The sequence below is a fragment of the Aquirufa sp. ROCK2-A2 genome, from assembly GCF_054558485.1.
Genome location: NZ_JBPXKA010000003.1, coordinates 256,832 through 283,401, shown reverse-complemented (window position 1 = coordinate 283,401; position 26,570 = coordinate 256,832). Strand labels below are relative to the sequence as shown.

Sequence of the window (26,570 nt, the reverse complement as noted above, 5' to 3'; positions counted from 1 at the left end):
TGTTTTTTTATTTAAATTCTGTAAATCATGTTGAAGATGAATCCTTACAGTGTAATTCTTTACTATAACTATACGCCAATTCCAGACCCTGAGGCGTATCGAGAAATACACCACCTTTATTGTTTAAATCATAACTTGTTAGGCCGAATTATTGTCGCATCGGAGGGTTTAAATGGTACTGTTTCGGGTTTAAAGGAAGATTGCGATGCCTACATGAAATGGTTGGAGTCGGATCCGATTTTTGAGGGAACAGATTTTGATTTCAAGGTGGATGGCTCTGAAAATCATACGTTTAATAAATTACACGTTCGTGTTAAAAACGAAATTGTGCATTCCGATTTACCTGTTAATCCATTGGTTCGTACCGGTAAACATTTAAAACCCAAGGAATTCAAGGAGATGTTGAAAAATGATCCCGATGTTGTTTTGGTTGATATGCGATCCAATTATGAACACGAATTAGGTCGTTTCAAAGGTGCATACACCTTTGATATGGAAAATTTACGTGATTTGCCTCAACATGTCCAAGAAATTGAACATTTGAAAAACAAAAAGGTGATTACTTATTGTACAGGAGGTATTAAGTGTGAAAAAGCAAGTGCCTATTTGTTGGAAAAAGGTTTTGAAAACGTTTATCAATTACACGGTGGAATTATCAAATATGGCTTAGAAGAAGGTGGTGAAGATTTTGATGGTACATGCTATGTTTTTGATAATCGTGTAGCTACGCAAGTTAACTCAGTGAATCCTGAAGTTATTTCTAGCTGTTTTGTTTGCAACACAGCATCTGATCACATGGTCAATTGCGCAAACCCTGAATGCAATGAGCATTTGCCAATTTGTCCTGCTTGTTTAAAAGAAATGGATGGTGCATGTTCAAAGGAATGCAAGGAACATCCCAGAAAGCGTCCTTACAATGAAAAAGGATATTATTCTAAAAATTCTGTAGGCTACTCCCCTGTTTTAGGATTTAAATCATTCGGCCGTAACGCCAAAATTGAAGCAAAAAATAGGTAATAGGTAAGTAAGAGGTATTTTCTTTACCTCTTACCTCTAACCTATTCCCTCAATCTCACTCATTCTAAATTCCACGATTTTTTCAATTAACTCCCAAGGCATTTCTTTGTTAAAAGGGAATTGCACTCCACCTTTCGAGAATTTATATCCTTTCAATTCTTTGACAAAATGTGCTATACCGCCTGCAGTAGGGAAAAATCCAACGTGTGAAGCGAATACACCAAAGTAACAAAGTGGTTTTTTTCGAAATTTGAAAGCTGGCATCCCGTACGAAATGGATTCTTCTGCCTCTGGACAAATTGTTGTAATGAGAATTTTTAAGCTCATTAAGCGTTCTACCAATTCTGGACCTTCATTTAAAATATATTCATCAATGGTTTTTGCTAATTGTTCTTTCATTTTTGACTAAATTATTTGCAAGATTTCAATTGTATTCCCTCTAAATACGATTTTATCGCCTGTTTTTTTCCCTTTTAACAATGATCCAATTGGAGAATCCGTCGAAATGACAAAATAAGGTTTTCCTTCCAACTCTAATTTACCTAAGCCAATACTTAATAAATAATTGCCTTGATTGGTTTGAATTAAGCTTCCTTTTTCAATTTTTGTGGATGTCTTTAATTCTTTAATTTGATCCATCGTATTCAATTGCAATTGATGCATATCAATCATCATCGCACATTTGTCCATCTCCTTCTGCATCATTTCACGCCCTGTCTCAAATTTATCTCCAGCACTACTTTTGGTATCACTATTTCTGGATTCCCTAGCTAATTGGAAATCTCTTTTCATTTCTTCGATTTTTTTCTTCAAATCTTCTTTTATCAGATCGATTAATTTACCTTTGAGCTCTTTACTTTGCATGAATAAAATTTTAATAAAGCTACAAATTCCTTTTGAAAATGCCATTACACTTCTCTGATACAGATCTTATTATCAATGCAGATGGTTCTTCCTATCATTTAAATATTCGTCCTGAACAAATTCCCGATACCATTATTTTAGTGGGTGATCCTGAAAGAGTTCCATTGGTATCGAGGTATTTCGATGAAATTACGGATAAAGTACAGAAGCGAGAATTTGTTAGTCATTTTGGTCTATTAAACAACAAAGAAATTGCCGTTATTTCCAGCGGTATTGGTCCTGATAATGTGGAAATTGTCATGACGGAATTAGATGCATTGGTTAACATTGATTTTAACTCGAGGAAGGAAAAGGAAAATAAACGAATATTGAATTTAATACGAATTGGAACCTCGGGTTCTATTCAAGAGGATATACCTGTCGATTCATTTTTATTATCCAATTCAGCCATTGGTTTAGATAATTTGGGGTTTTTCTATGGATTTCGACAACGAATACAAGATTTTGATGAAGATGATTTAAAAGTATTTGAGCAAAATTTACCAATCGGGATGGGATTTTATGCCGCAAAATGTTCTGAATATCTTGCCCAAGTATTTTTGAATCATCCCGAATTCCAACAAGTTATTGCTGGAATGACCTTAACGACTCCTGGGTTTTATGCTCCACAAGGAAGACAAATGCGGATTGATTTACCTTTCCCTCAATTTTTAAATGATTTATCATCCATTCAATTGGCTGGTCAAACTTGTTCTAATATGGAGATGGAAACAGCTGCTTATTATGCATTTGCTAAATTATTGGGACATCATATGATTTCGCTAAATGCTATTTTAGCGAATCGGAAAACCAAAGAGTTTTCGATAAATCCAGAAAAACAAGTAGATACATTAATTAGAATGACGATGGAAGTATTGAAGAATTATGGCTTATAATTCATAAAACATAACATAGTCATTCATGAAAAATCCATTTCCGACAGCCAAATCCATTTCTTCTTTAATTTTGAATCCTTTTTTAAGGTAAAATTCTACCGCAGAGTTATACCGATTCACATTTAGCTCAATGGTATGAACATGGACTGATTTGGCTATTTGAATAATGGCATCGAGTAAAAGGCTTCCCCCACCTTTTTGTTTGTAATTTGGATGAGTATAAATTTTATGAAGTTTGCCTTTTCCCCCATCTGTTTTTTCAAAAGAGGCATAACCTACCGCCTCAGATTTTTCGTTTTCAAGCATTAGAAATTGAATATTTCCCTTGATTTGATCTTCCAATTTTGTGGTATTATACATCCACTCAAGCATGTAAACACATTGCTCTTCAGAAAGTATATGCCCGTAGGTAGGTCTCCATGCTACTTCTGCAATTGCCTGAATAAGTGGGATATCAGTGATATTCGCTTTTCTTGTTTTCATAAATCTAAAATTCTCCTTGCAAATTTGTACTTTTGTAGCTTAAATAAAAAGACATGGTAAAAGAAAAACCTCTTATTTTAATTGCCAATGATGATTCAATTCATTCGAAAGGAATTAGAGTATTAACGGAAATAATGTCCGAAATGGGTGAAGTCGTTGTGGTCGCACCAGATTCACATCAGTCGGGAATGGGACATGCTATAACTTTAGGTAGCCCTTTACGTGTTACTAAATCCCAAGAATTTGGGCCTAATATCGAATCTTACAAATGTTCAGGTACTCCTGCAGATTGTGTTAAATTTGGTAAACATTATCTTCTCAAAGGTCGAAAAATTGACTTAGTTGTTAGCGGCATCAATCATGGATCCAATGCATCCATTTCTGTTTTATATTCAGGAACGATGTCGGCTGCGATAGAAGCTGCTATGGAGGGAATTCCAGCCATCGGTTTTTCCTTATGCGATTATGCCCATGATGCTGATTTTAGTCATTGCCATGATTTTGTCATAAAAATTGCGCAACAAGTTTTAATGCATGGCCTGCCCTCTGGATTAACGTTAAATGTTAATTTTCCGGCGAAAACAGAAGAAGGAATAAAAGGAATCCGAGTGGCTAGGCAAGCCAATGCGGTTTACCGTGAATCATTTGAACAAAGAAAAGATCCATATGGTCAACCCTATTATTGGATGGATGGAGAATTAGAAAACAATGATTTAAATAATAGTACTGATTTGGATTTCTTGGCAGAAAATTATGCAACCATCGTACCTGTTAAATACGATTTAACAGATTATAGCGCATTGGAAAATATGTCACATTGGGATTTTAATTCATAATTTATTTTCAAATGAAGCAAAGGCTTATACTTTTTTCTTTTATCCTGAGTATGCTCATTATGGGAGTAAAATTTTATGCCTATTATTTAAGTGGTTCAACAACCTTGTTAACAGATGCTTTGGAATCCATCGTCAATGTAGTTGCAGGGGCATTTGCCTATTATTCCATTTATCTTGCTTCTTTACCAAAGGATTTAAATCATCCCTATGGGCATGGAAAAATTGAATTTTTTGCTTCCGGATTAGAAGGTGTTTTAATTCTTTTAGCATCTGCTTATATATTCTTACATGCTTCCCAGCACTTATGGGTTCATCCTCCTTTAGAAAAATTGGATGTTGGTTTAATCATTTCCTTAGGCTCTGCCTTATTAAATGGATTTGTAGGCTATTTGCTTGTTTCCGCTGGACAAAAAGAACATTCACCAGCTTTGATGGCAGATGGTAAACATTTGAAATTAGATGCCTATAATGGTTTTTTTATCGCTTTGTCTTTATTAATTACCTTATTAACAGGTTGGATGTGGATTGATTCAATTGCTTCGATCATTTTTGCTAGTATCATGTGTTGGCAAGGGGTCAAATTAATTCGAAGTTCTGTGGCTGCCTTAATGGATGAAACGAATCCGGAGGTTTTTCAAGAAGTAATTGAATGTATAACAAGCCACCAAAAAAGTGATTGGATTGATTTACACAATTTAAGGGTTCAACAATACGGTGGCGATTTGCACATCGATTGCCATTTAACGCTACCTAGGTTTTGGGATTTAAATCGGGTACATGATGAGGTTCATCACTTTGAAACAATTGTAGCGGAGGTATTACCTACCAATATTGAAATATTTGTCCACACAGATCCTTGTTTAGACGAATGTTGTTCACATTGTGGAGTAACCGAATGTCTCATTCGGAAAACTCCTTTTACGAACAAAGTGGAATGGAATAAAATGAATCTAGCATTGAATCAAAAGCACTTTAATCAAGTCTTAAACCGTTCTTAACGATCCAATACCTCCATCAACACCAATAATTTGACCTGTAATCCAAGAATTTTCTTTTTGCAATAAAAAGCTTGCTAAATTGGCAATGTCCTCTGCATTACCTACTCTTCCTAAAGGATGTCTTTTCCCTCCCGCTTCGATTTTTTCAGGAGAACTTAATAAATTTTGAGCTAATGGAGTTTGTGTTAAAGATGGTGCTATCGCATTGACTCTGATTTTATTTGGACTTAATTCTGCCGCAATGGATTTAGTTAATCCCTCGATTGCACCCTTAGAGCTAGCGATGGAAGCATGAAAACCCATCCCCGTTTGCACAGCTACTGTGGAAAATAAAACAATCGAAGATGTTTCAGATTGCTTCAAAAAGGGTAGAACAGCTTGAATGGATTTTATTGCCCCTAAAACATTAATTGAGAAATCAGATTCGAAATCTTTAACAGTCAATCGATGAAAGGGTTTTAAATTAATACTTCCAGGACAATACACCATTCCATCTAAAGGGCCTGAAATCTGAGAAAATATTTCTGTGGAGTCAGAGTTTGCATCCCAAGTAAAATTGCTTACTCCACTTAAATCACAAGCATCTCTTGAAAAGTTAGCTACTTCGTGACCTTGAGATAAAAGTAATTTTATAATGGAATGTCCAATTCCTTTACTTCCTCCAATTATGACATATTTTCCCATGATTTAAGAATTTAGAGAATTAAAAAATTCCCTTTTGGTATTTTCTTCTTGAAATTTACCGCCGTAATAAGAAGTAATGGTAGACGTAGCATCATCTTTTACACCTCTTGATGATACACATAAATGCTTCGCATCGATGTAAACAGCCACATGGTCTGTATCCAAAACTTTTTGTAAATGTTTTGCAATTTGTATGGTTAAACGCTCTTGAACCTGAGGTCTTTTGGCATAGTATTGAACAATTCGGTTCAATTTGGATAAGCCAATGACCTTACCAGAGGAAACATAGGCGATATGCGTTTTACCCATGATGGGCACAAAATGATGCTCACAATTCGAATAAAAACTGATATTTTTTTCAATCAGCATTTCATTATAACCGAATTTATTTTCAAATAAAGCAACTTTGGGTTCATTTTTGGGATTCAATCCACTGAAAATTTCTTCAATGTACATTTTAGCAACTCTTTTCGGAGTTCCACGAAGAGAATCATCCGTTAAATCCAGACCAAGCGTGACCATGATCTCCCTAAAATGCGCTTCTATTTTAGTGATTTTTTCTTCATCAGAAAGATTAAAAGCATCTTCTCTCATGGGTGTTTCAATCGAAGTAGCAATGTGATTATCGCCTATTTCATCATCCGAAAAAATAAAATTTTCCGAATCAATTAACAGGGAATTCAACAAAATTTCTTTCTGTTTCATATAATCTAATTTTTAAATCTAATTCAGGTTCTACAACTTTTCTGAGCTTTTGATAAATGACAACAGCAATGTTTTCAGCTGTTGGATTTAAATGAGCAAACTCGGGCACATCCAAATTCAGATTTTTGTGATCAAATTTTTTGATTACTTCTCTCTGAACTAATTCAGATACATATTTCATATCGATAACATAACCAGTTTCTGGATTAATTGTTCCAGAAATTTGAATAATTAATTCATAATTATGTCCATGATAGTTTGGATTGTTGCACAAACCAAAAACCTCATTGTTTTTTTCGTTTGTCCAATCGGGATTATATAACCGATGAGCGGCATTGAAATGTTCTTTTCGGAAGACACTTACTTTGGGACTTTCTATCATTTTTTATTTATTACTACAAAAATACTTCAGTTTTTTAATTAAATTTCAATTTAATTTATCAATAACCTAATTTTTAACTCATGAAAAGACGGAATTTTATTTCCAAATCCCTCCTTTACACCTCTTCAGCCGCATTATTTCCAAAAATTTTAACTGGTGCCACTATAGAACAACGAAAAGTGCGATTAGGTTTCATAGGTGTTGGATTAAGAGGTAGAAATCATTTAGAAATGGCCATGTTTAGATCCGATGTGGATATCGTTGCCATTTGTGATGTGGATCCAAATGCCATTGCAATTTCACAAAAAATGATAGCTGATAAAGGTAGACCTGCAGCTGCTGTTTACCAAAAAGGAGAAAAAGACTTTGAAAATTTAGTTAAACGATCTGATATCGATGGGGTTGTCATTGCTACTCCGTGGGAATGGCATGTACCCATGGCCTTAGCCACTATGAAGGAAGGTAAATATGCGGGAGTTGAGGTTTCAGCTACTGTTACTTTGCAAGAATCTTGGGATTTGGTCAATATGTATGAAAAAACAGGCTCTCATTGCATGATATTGGAAAATGTTTGCTACCGCAGAGATGTTTTAGCTGTACTTAATATGGTTCGACAAGGGATGTTTGGTACTTTATCCCACGTACAATGCGGATATCAACACGATTTACGTGAAGTTAAATTCAATGATGGAAAATCGGCTTATGGCCATGGTGTTGAATTTGGGAAAAATGGTTTTTCAGAATCTAAATGGAGAACGCAACATTCAATTGAACGAAACGGTGATTTATATCCCACTCATGGCTTAGGACCTGTAGCCGAAATGTTAAATATCAATCGTGGAAATCAATTTTTGTATTTGACTTCTATGGCTTCTCCAGCACTAGGTTTGCATGAATATATAGTTGATAATGGTGGAAAAGATCATCCAAATGCCAAAGTAAATTTCCAATGCGGAGATGTCGTTACCACACTCATTAAGTGTGCCAATGGTGAAACTATTATGATTTCTCATGACACCAATTTACCAAGACCTTATTCTTTAGGATTTAGAGTTCAAGGAACTAAAGGGCTTTGGATGGATGATAATCGATCTATTTACCTTCAAGGAGTTTCTGCAAAACCACACCGTTGGGAGGATTTTAAATCTTATCAGGAAAAATACGACCATCCTTTGTGGAAAGAACATGCTGCAGATGCCGAAAACGCTGGTCACGGCGGTATTGATTACTTTGTTCTTCGTGGATTTATCGAAGCAGTCAAAAATAAAGTGGCTCCACCAATGGATGTTTACGATGCCGCCGCATGGTCTGCCATTTCACCATTATCAGAGGAATCCATTGCTAAAGGCTCTGCTCCTATTCAAATACCAGATTTCACTCGTGGAAAATGGAAAACCAATCAACCTATATTTGCATTAAATAATAACTAAAAACATGACTACGAACAAAGAAACCAACAGTTCCACTGGCCCATTGATCATTATCGGAATATTATTTTTCGTTTTTGGATTTGTCACCTGGGTAAATTCAGTTTTAATCGCATTTTTTAAAGATGCGTTTGATTTAAATAACTTCCAATCATTACTCGTAACCTCAGCCTTTTTCATTTCCTATTTTGTTATGTCGATCCCATCCTCATGGGTTTTAGCCAAAACGGGTTTTAAAAATGGTATGTCTGTCGGATTATTAACAATGGGAATTGGAACATTATTATTTATTCCAGCGGCAAAAATGGCCAATTATCCGATGTTTTTGTTGGGTTTATTTGTCATAGGTACGGGTTTAGCATTGTTGCAAACAGCTTCTAATCCTTATGTGACTATTTTGGGACCAAGTGAGAGTGCTGCTAAACGCATATCGGTAATGGGTATTTGTAATAAAGTGGCAGGAATTTTGAGTCAATTTATCTTTGGTGGACTTTTGCTTTCAAGCGCAACAGCTGCCAATGTTGATTTAAACATTGTGGTAACTCCATATATGATAATGACGGCCATTTTAGTCGCTTTGGCTTTATTGGTTCGTTTTTCAACCTTACCTGAAGTAGAAGCTGAAGAAATTCAAGATGAATCAACTACCGAAAAATCTAGTGTTTGGGCATTTCCCAATTTGGTTTTAGGCTTAGTCGCTTTTTTCTTGTACGTTGGTGTAGAAGTAATGGCAGGTGATACCATTATTAATTATGGTGTTTCAATGGGATTTGCGATGGACGAAGCTAAAATATTTACAACTTATACGTTATATGGAATGCTTTTAGGTTACATCATTGGTATTCTATTCATTCCAAAATATATTTCTCAACAAACGGCACTTAATTATTCTGCTATACTAGGAATATTGTTGTCTTTAGGTACAGTTTTAGTTCAAGATCCCTTTACTTCTGTTCTATGTTTAGCGCTTTTAGGAGTAGCAAATGCTTTAATGTGGCCTGCATTATGGCCTTTGGCGATTGATGGCCTTGGGAAATACACCAAATTGGGTTCGGCTTTGATCATTATGATGATTTCAGGTGGAGCTTTGGTTCCCTTGTTGTATGGCAGTATGGTGGATGAAATAGGTAATTCTCAATTAGCCTATGTTCTCATGCTACCTTGTTATCTATTCATTTTTTATTATGCCAAAATTGGTCATAAAAGAAAATCATGGTAAAATTACTTTAGGGGTGTTCTGTGTGAAATTTCATTTTTACCAGAATACCCTATCAAAAATCTAAAATGACTTAACAATTTTAGACTTATCTTTGTTGTAATTAAAATTTCAACATGTCAGATCTTACGAATTCTTCATTTTCCAATTTAATTGAATCAGGCAATATATATGCACCTTCTCTAATTTCTTATCAGAGAAGGGTAACCATACCTGTTCAAATTGGATCTCTCATGATGGGTTCAGATTTTCCTATTCGAATACAATCAATGACTACAGTGGATACCATGGATACTCAAGGTTCCATTGAACAATCCATTCGGATGATTGACGCAGGTTGTGAATTAGTTAGAATTACCGCTCCTTCTGTCAAAGAAGCTCAAAATTTAGAAAATATACGCAAAGGATTACGGGAAAGAGGTTATACCACTCCCCTTGTGGCAGATATTCACTTTACTCCCAATGCCGCCGAATTAGCTGCACGAATCGTCGAAAAGGTACGTATCAATCCTGGAAATTATGCAGATAAAAAACGATTTGACATAATCGATTATACCGATGCCTCCTATGAAGCCGAATTAGACCGAATTCGAGCAAAGTTCTTGCCTTTGGTCAATATTTGTAAGGAATATGGAACGGCGATGCGTATCGGAACCAATCACGGTTCTTTATCCGATCGAATTTTGAGTAGATATGGTGACACTCCTCTTGGAATGGTTGAATCAGCATTGGAATTTTTACGTATTTGTGAGGATGAAAATTATTACAATATTGTCATTTCCATGAAAGCGTCCAATACCCAAGTCATGGTTGAGGCATATCGATTACTTTGCAAACGCTTAGAGGATGAGAAGTTCAAAGCTTATCCACTCCATTTGGGTGTAACCGAAGCTGGGGATGGTGAAGATGGTAGGATTAAATCCGCTGTCGGAATTGGTACCTTATTGGAAGACGGTCTTGGGGATACCGTTCGAGTTTCATTAACCGAAGATCCTGAATTTGAAGTTCCGGTAGCACAGCAATTAGTTAGGCGTTATCAAGAGAGAGCTTCATTAGCATCACCCATTGAAAAGTTTGAATCTAAATTAGGTTCGAATTTTGATTCACCCATTAATCCTTTTGTGCATCAAAAAAGAAGCACTCATGAAATTCAGAATATTGGAGGAAATCAATTGCCTAGAGTCATTGCTGATTTTTCAAATTTGAAAAATATTCAAATGAATGATCTAAAATCCATTGGTCATTTTTATTTACCAGAGCCAGATAAATGGGCAATGAATGATTTAGGTGCCGATTATTTATATACCGGCAACCAAACCATTGATTTCATGTTACCCAATGGACTACGTCAAATTCAAAACGCCGAATTGTGGCAGTTGCAACGTGACGAGAAAAGTTATCCTTTGTATACCTACGATTCTTGGTTAATGGAATCTAAACCGCATAATCAATTGAATTTTATCCGTGTGAATGCGGATCGTATATCATCCGATAAAGATATTCTTAAAAAAATAGCAGAATCAAAAAACATAGTTTTAGTTTTGTATTCTCAAAATCAGCATCGTATGGCTGATATAAGAAGAGCATTTTTTGAGCTGATTCAACTCAATCTGACCATTCCAGTCATTCTACATTTAAGCTGTGACGATGTGAATGAAGATCAATTACAGCTATTTGCACCAACAGATGCAGGAGCTTTATTCATAGATGGTTTTGGCGATGGATTAATGTTAAGTGTACCTGCCAAATTGAAAAATGCTTACAGCTTAGCAAATTCTACTGCTTTTGGCACTTTGCAGGCTAGTCGTTTACGAATTTCAAAAACAGAATATATATCTTGTCCATCTTGTGGCAGAACTTTATTTGATTTACAAGAAACAACTGCTAAAATTAGAAAAGTGACTGACCATTTGAAGGGTATTAAAATTGGAATTATGGGTTGTATTGTCAACGGACCTGGGGAAATGGCTGATGCAGATTATGGTTATGTTGGAATAGGAAAAGATAAAATTGCTTTGTACCGTGGTCAAGAAGTGATCAAGAAATCGGTTCAGGCCGAATTTGCAGTAGATGAACTGATTCAGTTAATCAAAGATGATGGTAATTGGCGGGAGGTTTAGGATATAGGTAAAAGGTAATAGGTAAAAGGTAATAGGTAAAAGGTAATAGGTAAAAGGTAATAGGTATTATGGGGCATTTAATTAGGGTATTTTTGATAAGTGTAAGCTTGATAGTAGGATTTGCTAGTAATGCACAAAAAGGAATCAATTTTGTAAAAACAGGTAATTTTAATGTAGCCTTAAATTTAGCAAAGCAACAGAATAAATTGTTATTCATGGAGGTTTATGCACCTGATTGTCATATTTGCAATTCCTTCAAAGGCACATTTGCGCAACCTCAGGTTGGAGCTTTATATAATGCTAAATTCGTTAATTTTCAACTAGATATACGCAAACAAGAAAACTATCAATTGTTGCAAAAAATGAAAATTAACATCAATGCAACGCCAACCTTCATTTTTATTGACCCTAAAACTTCAAAAATTATTCAGGCAAAAATTTTTGGTGAAAATGAGAATTCCATCATCAATGTTAATGCAATTGCTCAAAAAGCCATTACTCCTAATGAAAACTATTCCACATTTGCATCTCGATTAAAATCTGGCGACAAAAATCCCCCATTTTTATTGAATTATGCTGAAGTTGCTCGATTGCTTGGAGATACATTAGCAAATGTAAAGGCGATGAACGAGTACATTAAACAGTTGCCACTTAGTCAATACACGAGTAAAAGTACCTTTAATGTTATCCAAAAAGATTTGATGAACAATGAAAATCCTTTGTTTGATTATTTCGTTTCTCACATATCTGTCTATGATAAATTTTATGATCCTGGCTTGGTTAAAATGACCTATGAAAACATTTTCCAAATTGTATTGATGTCATCCCATGCTCAAAAGTTAGATAATAAAGGAATTCAAAAAATAAAGGACCAAATGCTAAAAGCGGGTGTGGAAAAGAATTCTATCCCACGTAGGACATGGATGTTGGAGGCAAGTATTTTGTTCAAGCAAAAGAAAAATGCTCAAGCGATTCAGGTTATTAATCAATTAATTCAAGTATTGCCAAGTGCCCCTGGCCCCAAAGAATACCAATTTTTATGCAATTTCGTCAAAGCAAGAACCAAGGATAAAAAGTCCTTGCAATATTCCAAAAATCAATGGTGCAAGTTTGGTTTGGAATAATTTATCTAAACCACGCACGATATATCATTACCCCTACGCAAAATAAAAACATCAAAATTGATATTTTGTTGATAAAGTGCATGGTACGAATATTGAAATTCGTTGCAGCACCCGGTTTCGGTTTTTGAAAAACGCGGATGAAATAAGTGAAGACCTCTCCTAGTTTAAATTGCTCTTTAAATCGACTCATGATTATGTTATTTAAATGACAAAATTTATATTACCTATTACCTATTACCTATTACCTATTACCTATTACCTATTACCTATTACCTATTACCTATTACCTATTACCTATTACCTATTACCTATTACCTATTACCTATTACCTCTTACCTTCTTTCTCTGCTTCAATAATTTCTTTTTTCAAATTAGCTGAAAGCGTTCTACAAACATTTTCAATTTCTTGTGAGAATATTTGATCTCCAGTAGCCTGAATAGATGCGTCAGCAACGGTACCAAGTACTTCAATGAAAAATCGCTTCATATCCAACACTTCCATATCTTTTGTCCACAATGGCAAGGTTAAAGTACCTTTGTGATAGGGATCCCAAGTGGCAACTAAAATGGCTTTTGTTTCTTCAATCCCTTCATTCGGATTATCTGTAGCAGACCATGATATTTGCTCAGGAATATTTTGATCGTCTAAAGTAATTTTAAAATTTATTTCTGATTGTTTCATGGAATTTTATTCTGTTTTCAATTTAGCAATTTTCGTGCTATGGATAATAAATCGTATTTTCGTACAAAAGTAAGAAAACTAAATGGTTCGAGCAGAAATAATTACAATTGGTGATGAGATTCTTTATGGTCAAATTTTAGATACCAACACTCAGTGGATTAGTCAAGAGTTGGATAAATTAGGAATTCAAACTGTCAGAAAATCTTCTGTTGGCGATTCTAAACAAGCTATTTTAGGTATTTTACATGAAGCCAAAAATCGAGCTGATCTCGTTTTTTTGACGGGTGGATTAGGTCCTACCAAGGATGATTTAACGAAACATTTATTATGTGAATTTTTTGATACCTCACTTGAAATGCATCCACAAGCCCTTGAGGATGTGACAATTTTCTTTCAACAACGTGGACGTGAATTATCCGATTTAAATAAAGATCAAGCATTAATGCCAATTAAGGCTGAGTTTATTCCCAACGAACAAGGCACAGCTCCTGGAATGTGGTTCAATGAAATGGGCATTATTTGGGTTTCTATGCCTGGAGTGCCTTTCGAGATGAAAGCCATGATGGAAAAAAGTATTCTTCCTAAAGTCACTAATCATTTCAAAACCCCGAAAATAGTTCATAAAGTAATCAAAACAGTCGGAATAGGTGAATCCTATTTGTCAGATTTAATTCAAGATTGGGAATTAGCTTTACCCCAACATATCAAATTAGCCTATTTGCCAAGTTTAGGAATTGTTAAATTACGACTTACTGGATTTGGTGACGACGAAGCTAAAATCAAAATTGATATTGAAAATGAATATCAAAAATTAATACCCATCGCAGGAGAATATATTTTCGGTTTTGAAAGTGATGAATTAGAGTCGGTTATTGGTCAATTATTAAAAGATCAAAATGCAACTATTTCAGTTGCAGAAAGTTGTACAGGTGGTTATTTAGCCCATAAATTCACTTCCATCGCTGGAAGTTCAAACTATTTTAAAGGGGGTATTTTAGCCTATGCCAATGAAGTAAAAATGAACTTTTTGAGCGTAAAAGAAGAAACTTTAAGTAATTTTGGTGCCGTGAGTGAAGAATGTATTGTTGAAATGGCGAAAGGCGTTCGAGAAAAATTGAATACTACATATGGATTAGCCACATCAGGAATTGCTGGTCCAGATGGTGGAAGTATAGAAAAACCCGTAGGCACCGTTTATATTGCATTTTCGAGTGCGGAAAAAACGATTGTCAAAAAACTTACATTGGGAGGTACTAGGCTACAAATTATTCATATGAGTACCATCACTTGTATGAACCTTTTAAGGAAAAATATTTTAAACGCATAATCTAAAATTGCATGGCAGTTGTAGAAATTTTAATGCCCAAAATGGGTGAAAGTATCATGGAAGCCACTGTTTTAAATTGGTTAAAACAGCCTGGAGATTATGTGGAAGCTGATGAATTTATTTTAGAAGTTGCTACAGATAAAATCGATACGGAGGTGCCAAGTCCAGTTTCTGGTATTTTAAAAGAAATATTTATTGCTGTGGGTGAAGTAGCCACCATAGGAAAAGCTATATGTACAGTGGAAGCTATTGAAGGGAATAATCAAACTCCAACAAATACCATCGTTCAAGATTTATTTCCTTTGCAAGATGATTTAAGCAGGCTTACTGATTTAAGTTTGGGTAATTCAATGGATACAGATGAAAATTCAAACCCTTGGATCTCACCTTTAATCAAACAAATTTGTTTACAAGAAAATGTTTCTCAGCGTGAATTAAATGGAATTAAAGGTACAGGCCTAGATAATCGAATTACCAAAAAAGATGTGCTTACTTACATTGCAATTCGTAATTCAAAACATAGTATTTCATCAGGAACCTTGAGTCAAGGTCCAGGATTACGTTTACCAGGGGATGAAGTTGTTGAAATGGATCGGATGCGGAAAATGATATCAGAGCGTATGCTTGATTCAAAACGTGTTGCTCCGCATGTTACTTCTTTTTTAGAGGCTGATATGACCAATTTGGTTGCTTGGCGTGAAAGTGTCAAGAAAACTTTTTTGGCCAAATACAACGAACCCATCACTTATACCCCACTATTGATTATGGCAACTGCTAAGGCCTTAGTTGATTTCCCAGGTATGAATATTTCGGTAGAAGGAAATTACATTGTTCAACACAAACAAATAAACATAGGTATGGCCGTTGCCTTACCCAATGGGAATTTAATTGTACCTGTTATCCATGAGGTAGATAAATTATCGATGATTGAATTGACTCAAAAGGTGAATGATTTATCCAATAGAGCAAGAAATAATAAACTGAAGCCAGCTGACTTGGAAGGTGGAACTTATACCATTTCCAATATTGGATCATTTGGTAATTTAATGGGCACCCCAATTATCGTTCAACCTCAGGTGGGTATATTAGCTTTTGGTGTTATCGAAAAGAAACCTGCTGTGATTACAAACGCTGATGGTGATTCAATTCAAATTAGACAAAAAATGTTTGTATCTCATTCCTATGACCATCGCGTAGTAGACGGATCATTAGGTGGAGGATTTCTCAAAAGAGTTTCGGACTATTTAGAGAAATTTGAAATGGATGAAATTTAAAATGAGCTAAATACATACAAAAAAAGGGATGAAATCAATTTCATCCCTTTTTTTGTATGCTATAAATTAAAATTTTGTGTCGTCTGGTTTAATATTCGGTTTGATGATTTTTAACCAGGTTAAAAGCTTTACCATTGGATAGGTAGGGTCAATTTCAAACCATTTTGTAGCGAAATTAACACGATTGGGCAATTTATGATGGTTGTTCTGAAATAATTCCCCCATCATTAATACATCAACTACCAAAGAATTTTTTGATTGATCATGATTGTCAAAATTTTGGTAACCATATTTATGACCTGACCAATTCACAATAGCACCATGTACAGGCCCCATTAAAAAATGTACTGGTAATAAAAAGAAAAATGCCCAATGCATATCAAAATACTTGTAAGCAACAATGTAAAATGAAGCATATGCAACTCCCCAACCTAGTCTAGAAATCCATGAATCACCAATTCTCTCGATGGTTTTGGAAACCGGATAATTATGTTCAAATCGCTCATCTACATTTTGTTTTCTATTTAAAACAGCATTGTAAATGTTTTTCGTTTTCCACATCATCGTAAAAACATTACTCGAAAACATAGGAGAATGTGGATCTTTAGGTGTATCCGAAAATGCATGATGCATTCTATGCAAAATAGCATATGCTCTTGGACTTAAGAAAGAGGAACCTTGAGACAAATATGTTAAAAAATAAAAGAATTTTTCCCAGAATTTGTTCATTATGAACATTTTATGAGCAGAATATCGATGTAAAAAGAAGGTTTGACTAAATAAAGATACGTACCAATGAATGATGAACGCAGGAAGAACTAATTGCATATTTCTATTTTAAATTAATGACACAAATTTAAGCTATAAATTTTCTAGAATTGATGAAGGAATCATTTTAATTTATGATTTTAATCAGAATTATTGATTTAAAAACGCATACTGAATAATATTCGTACCCATTTGTAAGGCTTTTTCTCTTTTTTCCGCAGAATCATGGTATATTTCTTCGTCTTCCCAACCGTTCCCCAAATCACATTCATACGAATAAAAACAAATTAATCTGCCTTGATAGATTAAACCAAATCCTTGAGATGGTTTATTGTCGTGCTCATGAATTTTAGGTAAACCTTTTGGGAAATCATATTTTTGATGAAAAATAGGATGTGAATAAGGTAATTCAATAAATTCCAATTCTGGAAATACCTTTTTCATTTCCCTTCTAATCGGAACGTCTAATCCATAATTATCATCAATGTGTAAAAATCCACCAGCAATTAAATATTTTCTTAATTGTTTAATCTCTGAATCATTGAAAATAACGTTTCCGTGTCCTGTTAAATGAATAAATGGTATTCTGAAAATCTGATTACTGTTCAAATCTATGATTTCTGGATTCTCATCTATTTTCGTTTTAAGCTCTTGATTACAGAATCGAATTAAATTGGGTAGGGAGGTTTTATTAGCATACCAATCTCCTCCTCCTTGGTATTTAACTTTCCCAATTTTTAGTTGAGCTCTAATCTCATTAAATGAGGTTAGAAGCGCTAAAATAGCAAAAAGCAGCTTAAATCCGAGTTTCATGAAACAAATGTACCGCTAATGTCGATGCAATTCCCGCCGTTTCAGTTCTTAGAATTGATTTTCCTAAATGAAAAGGTTGCCAGTTATTTTTCAAAAGTTGTTGGCTTTCTTCCTCTGAAAAATCTCCTTCAGGGCCAATCATGATAAAATATTCCTTGTTTTCTAACAATGAATTCATCAATGATGGAATAGGTTCTGGAGATAAATAAGCAAATAATTTTTGTGAGTTTGAGCCCTCTAAGTCGAGTTTCAATACCTCTTTAAAGGATTGAATGTCTTTAAATTCAGGTAAATAGAGATTTTTGGATTGTTTCAAAGCTGAAATGGCAACTTTCTCTAAACGATTGAGTTTGATTTCTTTTCTTTCGGAATATCTAGAATTAAAAAAAGTAAAAGAATGAATTCCAAACTCTGTGCATTTTTCCACCATCCACTCCATTCGTTCCATTTGTTTGGTTGGAGCAATTAGTAAATGAACCTTGAACGATGGATTTTCCTGAAACTCAACTAAGGTTAAATGGGCGAATGTAGATTTTCTCGAATCCACATTCACCAATTTAGCCGAGTATTTTTTTCCTTTCCCATCTAATAGAAATATTTCTTGTGTCGGTTTTAAACGCAAAACCTTGGCCGCATGAAATGATTCTTCGGCTGTCAAAGTTGAATCTATTTCTGGATTTGAATGAAAAAATACGACAATACTCATCTAATCTTCGTCCTCCTCGCCTTCTGAATTGAATGAATATAAGGATGGATCTAAACTTAATTTCCCTGCATTGAAGTCGTTGATGAAGGAAGTAATAATATCTTCTTCCAAAGCGGGTACCATTAAAGCGGCTTCCAAACCAATACCAAATTCGAAATTTTCATCTAATTCAATAAATTCGGCCACTTTTATCTCTTCATTCTCCTCTAATTCTTCGATAACCTCCAAAATAATCATTTCTACTTCTTCGTCAAGTTCAGGATTAGCAACATGATTTTCATCTCTGTTTTCTAAGGGAACGTATTGGGGAAATTGTTCCATAACCTCCTTTTCAGCGGCTTCGTAAACTTGACTCGAATAATGCAATTGAAGTGTACTTAAAATGGCATCATAAATTACTTCTTGATTATTAAATTGGCCCACAAATTGAATGTGCACCATTTCTTTTTCTTCAGTTTCGGGAAAGTCTTCATCTTCTATGTAAGCGAAAGATCTATTTTCAGCTTGACATACGTCTTTTAAAAGTTGGATTTCTGTTAATGAATATCCTGGATTGGAGTTTTGGCTCATGTTGTTTTATTTAATCAATAATAATTCTCTGTATTTTAATAATGGCCACTCATCATCATCGATGATCAATTCCAATTTATCAACTGAATAACGAATTTCTTCAAAATAATTTTTGACCTTAGATCCATATAATATGGCTCTTTCCGCTAAATCTTCTACATTATTCGCTTCTTTTCTAGCTTCTGTCATTTCATCTTGCAAACGAACTATTCGAGAGGTATAGACTGAAATTTTCTTGATCATGTCTACTGTCGGTGCAAAATATTGGGGATCTATACCAATTTCTTTTTGTCCCTTTACATTTTCGACCAATTGAGTTTGATATTTTAAGGAAGTTGAAACGACATGATTGATGGCCATATCGCCAATAACGCGAGATTCTATTTGAATTTTTTTGATGTAATTCTCCAATTCGATTTCATATCTAGCATGCATTTCTTCCTTGGAATAAATGCCATGCTTGGTAAATAATTCAATCGATTCTGGTCTTGTGTAAACTGCAAGTGCCTCAGGTGTAGATTTTAAATTTGATAATCCCCTATTGGCAGCTTCTTGCACCCATTCTTCCGAGTAGCCATTGCCTTCAAATCTAATTTTTTTCGATTCTTTGACATATTTTTTTAATACATCCATGATGGCCAATTCTTTCTTAACACCTTTTTCCAAAATAGCATCAACTTCTTTTCGGAAAATGATCAATTGATTAGCAACAATGGTATTTAAAACGGTCATTGGTGCGGCTGAATTGGCAGAAGAACCAACGGCGCGGAATTCAAACTTATTACCAGTAAACGCAAATGGTGATGTTCTGTTACGATCAGTATTGTCTAAAATTAATGATGGAATTTTATTGATACCCAATTTTAAATACACATTATCACCTTTTTCCAATTGGAATTCTTCGATGTCTTGCATATTTTCTAAATCATCCAATACTTGATTCATTGTCGAACCTAAAAAGGCAGAAACAATGGCAGGCGGAGCCTCATTAGCTCCTAAACGATGTTCATTTCCTGCTGATGCGATCGAGGCTCTCAATAAATCAGCATTATCATGAACAGCCTTTAATACATTCACGAAAAAAGTTAAGAATCGTAAATTTTCTTTGGGTTTAGAAGAAGGTCCTAATAAATTGATACCTGTGTCAGTAGCTAAAGCCCAGTTATTGTGTTTTCCTGAACCATTGATTCCTGCAAAAGGCTTTTCATGGAATAAAACTTTCAATTTGTGCTTAGAAGCTACCTTAGACATTAAGTCCATTAATAAGGCATTGTGGTCACAGGCTAAATTAGCTTCTTCAAAGGTTGGTGCTACTTCAAATTGAGCGGGTGCTACTTCATTATGTCGAGTTCTAACCGGCATTCCCAATTTCAAAGCTTCAATTTCGAAATCAACCATAAAGGCATTTACACGATTAGGAATCGATCCAAAATAATGATCTTCTAATTGTTGACCTTTAGCTGGAGCATGCCCAAACACTGATCTGCCAGCCATCATTAAATCTGGACGGGCATTATGTAATGCTTCGTCAACTATAAAATATTCTTGTTCGATACCAACTGTTGGTATAACTTTATTAACGTCGCGATTAAAATAATCTTTTATAACTGCAGTAGCTGCTTTATCAATTAATTCTATTGATTTTAATAAAGGAGTTTTATAATCCAAGGCCTCTCCTGTATAGGATACAAACACAGATGGGATACACAAGGTAGCTGTTCCTGCAGCGTTTTCCATAATAAATGCTGGTGATGAAGGATCCCAGCCTGTATAACCTCTTGCTTCAAACGTTGAACGTATTCCGCCATTTGGAAATGAAGAAGCATCTGGCTCCTGCTGAACCAATGCTGACCCTTTGAATTTTTCTACGGCTTTTCCAGAGCCTAAATCTAAATCAAAAAAGGAGTCATGTTTTTCCGCAGTAGTTCCCGTTAAAGGCTGAAACCAGTGTGTGTAATGAGTTGCACCTTTAGATATAGCCCAAGATTTCATCGCAGCTGCTACTTCATCCGCCGCATCTCGATCAATTTTGGAACCAGTCTGAATGGCGGTGTTTATTTTTAAATATGCTTCGGGTGATAATAAGGATCTCATTACCTCATCACTAAATGTCATACTTCCATAATAATCAGAAACCTTTTCAGTTGGAATTTTTACAATTGCATTGGATCGATTTTGTGCGATATCTAATGCTTTAAAACGTGCTATTGCCATTTTTTTTATCGAATATATTACTTGTAAAAATAGACAAATTGCTCGGAATTAAGAAATTCTCTCTAACGTTATTTTGATTATTTTCAAATCATTTCAATTAATTATAAGAATCGAGTCTTTTGTTAAATCGTGTTTGATTTTTCAGATATTTCTTTTGAAAATTGTTGTTTTTTACAAAAAGTGGTTTAATTTTGTGTCAAATATCGCCCAAAAAGTATTTTTTCATTTAAATCAAGTTAAAAATCATGGCAAAATCTAAATTAGAGTATATTTGGCTAGATGGTTACAAGCCTACACAGAGTTTACGTTCTAAAACTAAAATTGAAAATAATTTTAGTGGTAAATTGGAAGATTGTGATATGTGGAGTTTTGATGGTTCTTCAACAGAACAAGCATTAGGAGGTTCTTCTGATTGTCTTTTAAAGCCAGTATTTATTTGTCCAGATCCAGCTCGTAAAAATGCTTATTTAGTAATGTGTGAAGTGTTAAACGCAGATACAACTCCTCACGTTTCGAATGGTCGTGCAACAATTGAAGATGATGACAATGATTTTTGGTTCGGTTTCGAGCAAGAATATTTCCTTTGGGATCCAGAAACTAACAAACCTTTAGGATTTCCAGCAAATGGATTTCCAGCACCACAAGGCCCATACTATTGTTCAGTAGGAGCAAAAAACGCTTACGGAAGAGATATTATTGAAGAGCATTTAGACATTTGTTTAGAAGCTGGTCTTAATGTAGAAGGTATTAATGCAGAGGTTGCTGCTGGTCAGTGGGAATTCCAAATTTTTGCTAAAGGTGCTAAAGAAGCGGGTGACCAAATTTGGGTAGCTCGTTATTTATTAGAGCGTCTAGGTGAGAAATATGGTGTATCAATTAACTGGCATTGTAAACCACTTGGTGATTTAGATTGGAATGGTTCTGGTATGCATGCTAACTTCTCTAACACTGCTTTACGTACTTGTGGAGATAAAGCAACTTACGATGCAATCTGTAGTGCTTTTGCTCCAGTAGTTAAAGAGCACATTGAAGTTTACGGAGCAGATAATCATTTACGATTAACTGGTAAACATGAAACACAATCGATCGATCAATTCTCTTATGGAGTTTCTGACCGTGGTGCTTCAATCCGTATTCCTATCGTAACTGTTCAAAAAGGATGGAAAGGTTGGTTAGAAGATCGTCGTCCAAATTCTGCTGCAGATCCATATAAAGTGGCTGCTAGAATTATCAAAACAGTTAAAACAGCTAAGATTTAATTTTGCATTTATATATTTTATGTAAAAATGGCGAGAAAACTCGCCATTTTTATTTGATTTAAAATCAAATAATGAATTCTTTAACAGTATTTTAAATTCAAATTCGTGCCTTAGCATCATTTTTCTTACCTTTGTATGCTAATTTTCACGCATGAAGAAAGTCGCTTTTTACACCTTAGGTTGTAAACTCAATTTTGCAGAATCAAGTTCAATTGCTCGTTCATTGGAGCCATTGGGTTTTACACGTGCTGAATTTCAAGATAATCCCGACTTATTTGTTATCAATACCTGCAGTGTAACGGAACATGCCGACAAAAAATGCAAGAAAGTAGTTCGAGAAGCAAAAAAAATTAATCCCAATTCTATTGTAGTAATTATCGGTTGCTATGCTCAATTAAAACCCGAAGAAATTTCTGAAATTCCTGGTGTGGATTTAGTTTTGGGAGCCAATGAAAAATTTCAATTACCGGAGTTTTTGCCGGATTATTTAAATAAAGAAAAGGTAAATTTACCCAAATTGATTTCTTCCGAAATTCGGTATGATTTGGATTACCATGCCTCCTATTCCGTTAATGATCGGACTAGAACCTTTTTGAAAGTACAAGACGGTTGCGATTATCCATGTTCTTATTGTACCATTCCTTTGGCCAGAGGACAAAGTAGGTCAGATTCAGTTGAAAAGATTTTAGGTTTGATTGCTGAAATTGCACAAAATGGAGTTAAAGAAATTGTCTTAACCGGTGTCAATATTGGAGATTTTGGTATTCAAAATGGTAAAAGAATTGAAACCTTTTTTCAATTGATTCAAAGAATCGAGTTAGAGTCAGAGATTGAACGATTCCGTATTTCTTCGATTGAGCCCAATTTATTAACCAATGAAATGATTGAATTTTTGGCGGTATCCAAGAAATTTGTACCCCATTTTCATATACCGCTTCAATCTGGATCTAATGCAGTTCTTCGCTTGATGAAAAGGCGTTATCAAAGGGAATTGTATGAATCTAAAGTTGCTCAAATTAAAGCATTAATGCCTTCTGCTTGTATTGGTGTTGATGTTATTGTTGGGCACCCTGGTGAAACAAATGAATTGTTTTTAGATACCTATCAGTTTTTGAATGATTTAGATATTTCTTATTTGCATGTTTTTTCGTACTCTGAAAGACCCAATACTTATGCGGTTGATATTTTGCCGAAAGTAGATGGTAGATCAAGAAATGAAAGATCTAAAATGCTACACATTCTATCGGATAAAAAAAGAAGATCGTTTTACGAAAGCCAAATTGGTTTAAAAGGAATGGTTTTGTTTGAAGATGCTGCCAACGATGGATATATGCAAGGGTTTTCTGAAAATTATGTAAAAGTAATTACTCCTTATGATCCTTTGCTAATCAATACAATCCAGCCGATTCGGTATAAATCCATTCATCCAAATGGAGATGTTAAGGGGGAAATTATAATTGAATCTTTTTTAACAAACAAAAAAGTCGGAAGCTAAAAGTTTCCGACTTTTTGATTGAAACAAAACCACAAGAACCATTACTTGCGGCTTTGTTTATAATGGATTATTCTGCTAATGATTCATCATGTTGAGAAATATCCAATCCTAATCTTTCTTCTTCTTCAGTAACACGTAAAGGAATAATTTTATCTGTAATAATTAATAAGATATACGATACTGAGAAAGCAAAAGCTGAAACAATAGCTAAAGCTAAAATGTGTTTAACAAATAGACTTGTTTCGCCGTAAAATAATCCGTTTTCTGCTACTGCAGCGTTTACAGCACTTGTTGCGAAAATACCTGTCATCAACATACCCATCATTCCACCTACACCATGGCAAGGGAAAACATCTAAAGTATCATCTAAATTAGAAGTTGCTCTCCAATGAGCAATAATGTTAGAAACTATAGCTGAAATAACTCCAATGAAAATGGCAACAGGTACAGTTACAAATCCTGAAGCTGGGGTAATTGCTACTAAACCAACTACTGCTCCGATACAGAATCCTAAAGCAGAAACCTTTTTACCACGAGTTACATCAAATAAAATCCAAGATAAACCTGCAGCAGCTGCTGCTACGTGAGTTGTTGCAAACGCTGAAACGGCTAATGAATTAGCACCTACCGCAGAGCCTGCATTAAAACCAAACCATCCAAACCATAATAAACCTGTACCTAATAAAACATAAGGAATGTTTGCTGGTGGTGTAATATTTGATTCAATATGAGATTTTCTTCTTCTTAAATATAATGCTCCAGCTAATGCTGCCCAACCTGCTGACATATGTACCACCGTACCACCAGCAAAATCCAAAACACCTAGATTAAATAAGAATCCATCTGGATGCCAAGTCCAGTGTGCCAATGGAGCATAAACTGCCACACAAAACAACACCATGAACAAAACAAAAGCTCTAAAATTAATTCTTTCTGCCAAAGCTCCTGAGATTAACGCTGGAGTGATTACAGCAAATTTCATTTGAAAAAATGCAAAAAGAGCAAAAGGAATGGTAAACTTTAATTGATCGCCAGAACCTAATGATAATTTGTGATCAAAAACATTATTGAACATGAAAAATGTTCTTGGATCACCAATCCATCCGCCAATAGAATCTCCGAATGCAAGACTAAAACCGAAAACTACCCAAATAACACTAATTACCCCCATGGCAATAAATGATTGCAACATGGTTGAAATTACGTTCTTGTGATTAACCATTCCACCATAGAAATACGCTAATCCTGGTGTCATTAATAATACTAAGCCTGATGCTACAATCATCCAAGCGGTGTCACCAGTATCTATACCTTCTGTTGGCATTGTGCCTGGTAGATTAGTGAATAATGCGAGTGCGGAGATGGCTACTAAAACAAGTAGCGGTATCCATGTTGGTTTTTGTGTTGTCATGTTCGTAATGGATTAAAAGATTGATAATTAAAATTTATAAATAAATACGGCACCTAATGTTGTTTGTGATTTTTGAGATTTTCCGTCACCATCAACAAATTGAGCTGTTTTGTAAGCATCTGTTCTAAGCTCAGGTTTGATTAATAAATGTCCTTCTGCAGCGGTGAAAGTTGCTGTGATAGTAACCGATGTCACATCTGTGCCACCACCATCTGAATTTCTTAATCCTCTAGCTCCTGAAGTGTTGTCAAATACTTCATATCTGCCACCTAAACTAAATTTATCTGTAAATGCATAGTTAGAATATAGCGCAACCCCACCCCACTCTTTTGATTTTCCGATATTGCCACCACCTTGATAATCTCCAGATTGAGTTCCATATGCTGCATTTAAACCTAATAAATATTTAGGAGTAATTTGGTATGAAGTTGTTAAATCTAATAAAGTGTAAGAACTTCCATCGTTGTCGTTGGATTCATCTGAAGTAATTCCATTAACGTATAAATTCCATCCAGCAGTTGGTGACACAAATAACTGTCCAATTAAACCTTTAGAGGAATTGTTGTCATTTAGGTTGTCTACGTTATTTACCAAACCTAACATTAAAGCAGCTTTATCAGAGAATGCATAATTTGCTTTTGCTCCAATGTGGTAGAATGGTCCGTTATTGAAAAGATTTGATAAAGAATAATTATAGTTGACTGGAGCATCAATTACCTCATATCCAATATGTGTTCCAAATTGTCCAGCTGTAAATGTCAATTTGTCAGAAGCTTTCCAATTGAAATAAGCTTGTTTGATGGCCAAAGCTGTACTTGCTTTACCTACTCCTAATGGACCAACTACGTTACCGTATTGTCCTAGGTCAGCATTGGGTCCAAAAGTTAAATCGACTACGACGTCTGAACTTTTAGTGCTGTATCCGAATTTCGTTTGAACTAATCCCAAAGAAAATTGACTTGATTTTTGATCGAATGCTCTCTCGTATCCGGAGGCTCCTAAGTTACTTCTATTGGAAGGACTGTTGAAGTTTAAAAAATAGTACGAATCAATGTAGCCTGAAAATGTGAACTTACTTGATTCTGTTTCTTTTTCTTGGGAAAATCCTAGAAAGCAAAAAGAGCTTAAAGCGAGGGTAAGGATTGTCTTTTTCATAAGCGGGATTGTTTTGATGTTATAAATGCTTGATTACTGAAACAAAGGTGCACCACTTTTTTTTATTATGCAAACATTTTAGTTTAAATTTTAACTAATTATTTT

27 protein-coding genes are annotated in these 26,570 nt (G+C 34.8%); 12 read left to right on the top strand and 15 right to left on the bottom strand.

Annotated elements, in window-relative coordinates; translation table 11 throughout:
• Window positions 1–36: 36 nt before the first annotated feature.
• Window positions 37–1,017 carry an oxygen-dependent tRNA uridine(34) hydroxylase TrhO gene (gene trhO, locus V7S76_RS06755; protein ID WP_459509434.1) on the top strand — a complete coding sequence of 327 codons (981 nt, stop codon included), beginning with the start codon at window positions 37–39 and terminating at the stop codon, window positions 1,015–1,017.
• 36 nt (window positions 1,018–1,053) lie between these two features.
• On the opposite strand, the gene V7S76_RS06750 is transcribed toward trhO, so the two are convergent.
• Window positions 1,054–1,416, bottom strand: a complete 363-nt coding sequence (locus tag V7S76_RS06750) for an iron chaperone (RefSeq protein WP_459509299.1) — start codon at window positions 1,414–1,416, stop codon at window positions 1,054–1,056.
• A 6-nt stretch (window positions 1,417–1,422) separates the two neighbouring features.
• Window positions 1,423–1,881, bottom strand: a complete 459-nt coding sequence (locus V7S76_RS06745; protein WP_459509298.1) for a 3-oxoacyl-ACP synthase — start codon at window positions 1,879–1,881, stop codon at window positions 1,423–1,425.
• A 38-nt stretch (window positions 1,882–1,919) separates the two neighbouring features.
• Here V7S76_RS06745 and V7S76_RS06740 point away from each other — a divergent pair, with 38 nt between their 5' ends.
• The gene (locus V7S76_RS06740) at window positions 1,920–2,816 is read left to right on the top strand and encodes a nucleoside phosphorylase (RefSeq protein WP_459509297.1); all 897 of its coding nucleotides are present in this window, start codon (window positions 1,920–1,922) and stop codon (window positions 2,814–2,816) included.
• Here V7S76_RS06740 and V7S76_RS06735 read toward each other — a convergent pair.
• The gene (locus V7S76_RS06735; RefSeq protein ID WP_459509296.1) at window positions 2,811–3,299 is read right to left on the bottom strand and encodes a GNAT family N-acetyltransferase; all 489 of its coding nucleotides are present in this window, start codon (window positions 3,297–3,299) and stop codon (window positions 2,811–2,813) included. The genes V7S76_RS06740 and V7S76_RS06735 overlap by 6 nt on opposite strands.
• Window positions 3,300–3,352: 53 nt before the next feature.
• Between V7S76_RS06735 and surE the strand changes: the two genes are divergently transcribed.
• Window positions 3,353–4,135 carry a 5'/3'-nucleotidase SurE gene (gene surE, locus V7S76_RS06730; RefSeq protein WP_459509295.1) on the top strand — a complete coding sequence of 261 codons (783 nt, stop codon included), beginning with the start codon at window positions 3,353–3,355 and terminating at the stop codon, window positions 4,133–4,135.
• An 11-nt stretch (window positions 4,136–4,146) separates the two neighbouring features.
• A complete protein-coding gene (locus tag V7S76_RS06725) occupies window positions 4,147–5,133 on the top strand; it encodes a cation diffusion facilitator family transporter (RefSeq protein ID WP_459509294.1) in 987 nt (328 codons plus the stop codon).
• Here V7S76_RS06725 and V7S76_RS06720 read toward each other — a convergent pair.
• Genes V7S76_RS06720 through V7S76_RS06710 form a run of 3 tightly spaced genes read right to left on the bottom strand, consistent with a single transcriptional unit; the run spans window position 5,119 to window position 6,904 of the window.
• Entirely contained in the window at window positions 5,119–5,817 is a 699-nt protein-coding gene (locus V7S76_RS06720) for an SDR family NAD(P)-dependent oxidoreductase (protein WP_459509293.1), read from the bottom strand. The genes V7S76_RS06725 and V7S76_RS06720 overlap by 15 nt on opposite strands.
• A gap of 3 nt (window positions 5,818–5,820) precedes the next feature.
• Window positions 5,821–6,522 (bottom strand): GTP cyclohydrolase I FolE, encoded by a 702-nt coding sequence (folE, locus tag V7S76_RS06715; protein WP_459509292.1) that lies wholly within the window; start codon window positions 6,520–6,522, stop codon window positions 5,821–5,823.
• A complete protein-coding gene (locus V7S76_RS06710) occupies window positions 6,482–6,904 on the bottom strand; it encodes a 6-pyruvoyl trahydropterin synthase family protein (protein ID WP_459509291.1) in 423 nt (140 codons plus the stop codon). Before V7S76_RS06710 ends, folE begins: the two co-directional genes overlap by 41 nt.
• An 80-nt stretch (window positions 6,905–6,984) precedes the next feature.
• Here V7S76_RS06710 and V7S76_RS06705 point away from each other — a divergent pair, with 80 nt between their 5' ends.
• The 4 genes from V7S76_RS06705 to V7S76_RS06690 all read left to right on the top strand — a co-directional run bounded on the left by V7S76_RS06705 (window position 6,985) and on the right by V7S76_RS06690 (window position 12,791).
• A complete protein-coding gene (locus V7S76_RS06705; RefSeq protein ID WP_459509290.1) occupies window positions 6,985–8,334 on the top strand; it encodes a Gfo/Idh/MocA family protein in 1,350 nt (449 codons plus the stop codon).
• 4 nt (window positions 8,335–8,338) lie between these two features.
• Entirely contained in the window at window positions 8,339–9,550 is a 1,212-nt protein-coding gene (locus V7S76_RS06700; RefSeq protein ID WP_459509289.1) for a sugar MFS transporter, read from the top strand.
• A gap of 113 nt (window positions 9,551–9,663) precedes the next feature.
• Window positions 9,664–11,667: a (E)-4-hydroxy-3-methylbut-2-enyl-diphosphate synthase gene (gene ispG / locus V7S76_RS06695; RefSeq protein ID WP_459509288.1), complete on the top strand. Its 2,004-nt coding sequence runs from the start codon at window positions 9,664–9,666 to the stop codon at window positions 11,665–11,667.
• A 92-nt stretch (window positions 11,668–11,759) separates the two neighbouring features.
• The gene (locus V7S76_RS06690) at window positions 11,760–12,791 is read left to right on the top strand and encodes a thioredoxin family protein (RefSeq protein WP_459509287.1); all 1,032 of its coding nucleotides are present in this window, start codon (window positions 11,760–11,762) and stop codon (window positions 12,789–12,791) included.
• A gap of 1 nt (window position 12,792) precedes the next feature.
• Here the strand turns inward: V7S76_RS06690 and V7S76_RS06685 are convergent, their stop codons facing one another.
• Both V7S76_RS06685 and gldC read right to left on the bottom strand, forming a co-directional pair.
• Window positions 12,793–12,981: a DUF6728 family protein gene (locus V7S76_RS06685; RefSeq protein WP_459509286.1), complete on the bottom strand. Its 189-nt coding sequence runs from the start codon at window positions 12,979–12,981 to the stop codon at window positions 12,793–12,795.
• A gap of 135 nt (window positions 12,982–13,116) precedes the next feature.
• A complete protein-coding gene (gldC, locus tag V7S76_RS06680; protein ID WP_459509285.1) occupies window positions 13,117–13,473 on the bottom strand; it encodes a gliding motility protein GldC in 357 nt (118 codons plus the stop codon).
• Between the two features lie 82 nt (window positions 13,474–13,555).
• Here gldC and V7S76_RS06675 point away from each other — a divergent pair, with 82 nt between their 5' ends.
• Window positions 13,556–14,800 carry a competence/damage-inducible protein A gene (locus V7S76_RS06675; protein ID WP_459509284.1) on the top strand — a complete coding sequence of 415 codons (1,245 nt, stop codon included), beginning with the start codon at window positions 13,556–13,558 and terminating at the stop codon, window positions 14,798–14,800.
• Between the two features lie 11 nt (window positions 14,801–14,811).
• Window positions 14,812–16,074, top strand: coding sequence for a dihydrolipoamide acetyltransferase family protein (locus tag V7S76_RS06670; RefSeq protein ID WP_459509283.1), 1,263 nt, complete (start codon window positions 14,812–14,814; stop codon window positions 16,072–16,074).
• A 66-nt stretch (window positions 16,075–16,140) separates the two neighbouring features.
• Here the strand turns inward: V7S76_RS06670 and V7S76_RS06665 are convergent, their stop codons facing one another.
• From V7S76_RS06665 to V7S76_RS06645, 5 genes are all read right to left on the bottom strand, one after another.
• Window positions 16,141–16,902 (bottom strand): acyl-CoA desaturase, encoded by a 762-nt coding sequence (locus V7S76_RS06665; protein WP_459509282.1) that lies wholly within the window; start codon window positions 16,900–16,902, stop codon window positions 16,141–16,143.
• Between the two features lie 90 nt (window positions 16,903–16,992).
• Window positions 16,993–17,655, bottom strand: a complete 663-nt coding sequence (locus V7S76_RS06660; protein ID WP_459509281.1) for a DUF4159 domain-containing protein — start codon at window positions 17,653–17,655, stop codon at window positions 16,993–16,995.
• On the bottom strand, window positions 17,639–18,361 hold the full coding sequence (locus V7S76_RS06655; RefSeq protein ID WP_459509280.1) for an RsmE family RNA methyltransferase: 723 nt from the start codon (window positions 18,359–18,361) through the stop codon (window positions 17,639–17,641). Before V7S76_RS06655 ends, V7S76_RS06660 begins: the two co-directional genes overlap by 17 nt.
• On the bottom strand, window positions 18,362–18,931 hold the full coding sequence (locus tag V7S76_RS06650; protein ID WP_459509279.1) for a hypothetical protein: 570 nt from the start codon (window positions 18,929–18,931) through the stop codon (window positions 18,362–18,364). It abuts the gene before it with no gap.
• A gap of 6 nt (window positions 18,932–18,937) precedes the next feature.
• On the bottom strand, window positions 18,938–21,145 hold the full coding sequence (locus V7S76_RS06645) for a glutamine synthetase III family protein (protein WP_459509278.1): 2,208 nt from the start codon (window positions 21,143–21,145) through the stop codon (window positions 18,938–18,940).
• 245 nt (window positions 21,146–21,390) lie between these two features.
• Here V7S76_RS06645 and V7S76_RS06640 point away from each other — a divergent pair, with 245 nt between their 5' ends.
• A complete protein-coding gene (locus tag V7S76_RS06640) occupies window positions 21,391–22,404 on the top strand; it encodes a glutamine synthetase beta-grasp domain-containing protein (RefSeq protein ID WP_459509277.1) in 1,014 nt (337 codons plus the stop codon).
• A gap of 151 nt (window positions 22,405–22,555) precedes the next feature.
• Complete coding sequence (gene mtaB, locus V7S76_RS06635; RefSeq protein WP_459509276.1) at window positions 22,556–23,899, top strand: tRNA (N(6)-L-threonylcarbamoyladenosine(37)-C(2))-methylthiotransferase MtaB; 1,344 nt, start codon at window positions 22,556–22,558, stop codon at window positions 23,897–23,899.
• 67 nt (window positions 23,900–23,966) lie between these two features.
• Here the strand turns inward: mtaB and V7S76_RS06630 are convergent, their stop codons facing one another.
• Together V7S76_RS06630 and V7S76_RS06625 are read right to left on the bottom strand one after the other, a co-directional pair.
• A complete protein-coding gene (locus V7S76_RS06630) occupies window positions 23,967–25,310 on the bottom strand; it encodes an ammonium transporter (protein ID WP_459509275.1) in 1,344 nt (447 codons plus the stop codon).
• 27 nt (window positions 25,311–25,337) lie between these two features.
• Entirely contained in the window at window positions 25,338–26,465 is a 1,128-nt protein-coding gene (locus tag V7S76_RS06625; RefSeq protein ID WP_459509274.1) for a porin, read from the bottom strand.
• Between the last annotated feature and the right edge of the window lie 105 nt (window positions 26,466–26,570).

Bases quoted from the DNA above. Each gene is read 5' to 3' on its own strand.
- trhO (WP_459509434.1), top strand. From the start codon at position 37: ATGAATCCTTACAGTGTAATTCTTTACTATAACTATACGCCAATTCCA.
- V7S76_RS06750 (WP_459509299.1), bottom strand. From the start codon at position 1,416: ATGAAAGAACAATTAGCAAAAACCATTGATGAATATATTTTAAATGAA.
- V7S76_RS06745 (WP_459509298.1), bottom strand. From the start codon at position 1,881: ATGCAAAGTAAAGAGCTCAAAGGTAAATTAATCGATCTGATAAAAGAA.
- V7S76_RS06740 (WP_459509297.1), top strand. From the start codon at position 1,920: ATGCCATTACACTTCTCTGATACAGATCTTATTATCAATGCAGATGGT.
- V7S76_RS06735 (WP_459509296.1), bottom strand. From the start codon at position 3,299: ATGAAAACAAGAAAAGCGAATATCACTGATATCCCACTTATTCAGGCA.
- surE (WP_459509295.1), top strand. From the start codon at position 3,353: ATGGTAAAAGAAAAACCTCTTATTTTAATTGCCAATGATGATTCAATT.
- V7S76_RS06725 (WP_459509294.1), top strand. From the start codon at position 4,147: ATGAAGCAAAGGCTTATACTTTTTTCTTTTATCCTGAGTATGCTCATT.
- V7S76_RS06720 (WP_459509293.1), bottom strand. From the start codon at position 5,817: ATGGGAAAATATGTCATAATTGGAGGAAGTAAAGGAATTGGACATTCC.
- folE (WP_459509292.1), bottom strand. From the start codon at position 6,522: ATGAAACAGAAAGAAATTTTGTTGAATTCCCTGTTAATTGATTCGGAA.
- V7S76_RS06710 (WP_459509291.1), bottom strand. From the start codon at position 6,904: ATGATAGAAAGTCCCAAAGTAAGTGTCTTCCGAAAAGAACATTTCAAT.
- V7S76_RS06705 (WP_459509290.1), top strand. From the start codon at position 6,985: ATGAAAAGACGGAATTTTATTTCCAAATCCCTCCTTTACACCTCTTCA.
- V7S76_RS06700 (WP_459509289.1), top strand. From the start codon at position 8,339: ATGACTACGAACAAAGAAACCAACAGTTCCACTGGCCCATTGATCATT.
- ispG (WP_459509288.1), top strand. From the start codon at position 9,664: ATGTCAGATCTTACGAATTCTTCATTTTCCAATTTAATTGAATCAGGC.
- V7S76_RS06685 (WP_459509286.1), bottom strand. From the start codon at position 12,981: ATGAGTCGATTTAAAGAGCAATTTAAACTAGGAGAGGTCTTCACTTAT.
- gldC (WP_459509285.1), bottom strand. From the start codon at position 13,473: ATGAAACAATCAGAAATAAATTTTAAAATTACTTTAGACGATCAAAAT.
- V7S76_RS06675 (WP_459509284.1), top strand. From the start codon at position 13,556: ATGGTTCGAGCAGAAATAATTACAATTGGTGATGAGATTCTTTATGGT.
- V7S76_RS06670 (WP_459509283.1), top strand. From the start codon at position 14,812: ATGGCAGTTGTAGAAATTTTAATGCCCAAAATGGGTGAAAGTATCATG.
- V7S76_RS06665 (WP_459509282.1), bottom strand. From the start codon at position 16,902: ATGCAATTAGTTCTTCCTGCGTTCATCATTCATTGGTACGTATCTTTA.
- V7S76_RS06660 (WP_459509281.1), bottom strand. From the start codon at position 17,655: ATGAAACTCGGATTTAAGCTGCTTTTTGCTATTTTAGCGCTTCTAACC.
- V7S76_RS06655 (WP_459509280.1), bottom strand. From the start codon at position 18,361: ATGAGTATTGTCGTATTTTTTCATTCAAATCCAGAAATAGATTCAACT.
- V7S76_RS06650 (WP_459509279.1), bottom strand. From the start codon at position 18,931: ATGAGCCAAAACTCCAATCCAGGATATTCATTAACAGAAATCCAACTT.
- V7S76_RS06645 (WP_459509278.1), bottom strand. From the start codon at position 21,145: ATGGCAATAGCACGTTTTAAAGCATTAGATATCGCACAAAATCGATCC.
- V7S76_RS06640 (WP_459509277.1), top strand. From the start codon at position 21,391: ATGGCAAAATCTAAATTAGAGTATATTTGGCTAGATGGTTACAAGCCT.
- mtaB (WP_459509276.1), top strand. From the start codon at position 22,556: ATGAAGAAAGTCGCTTTTTACACCTTAGGTTGTAAACTCAATTTTGCA.
- V7S76_RS06630 (WP_459509275.1), bottom strand. From the start codon at position 25,310: ATGACAACACAAAAACCAACATGGATACCGCTACTTGTTTTAGTAGCC.
- V7S76_RS06625 (WP_459509274.1), bottom strand. From the start codon at position 26,465: ATGAAAAAGACAATCCTTACCCTCGCTTTAAGCTCTTTTTGCTTTCTA.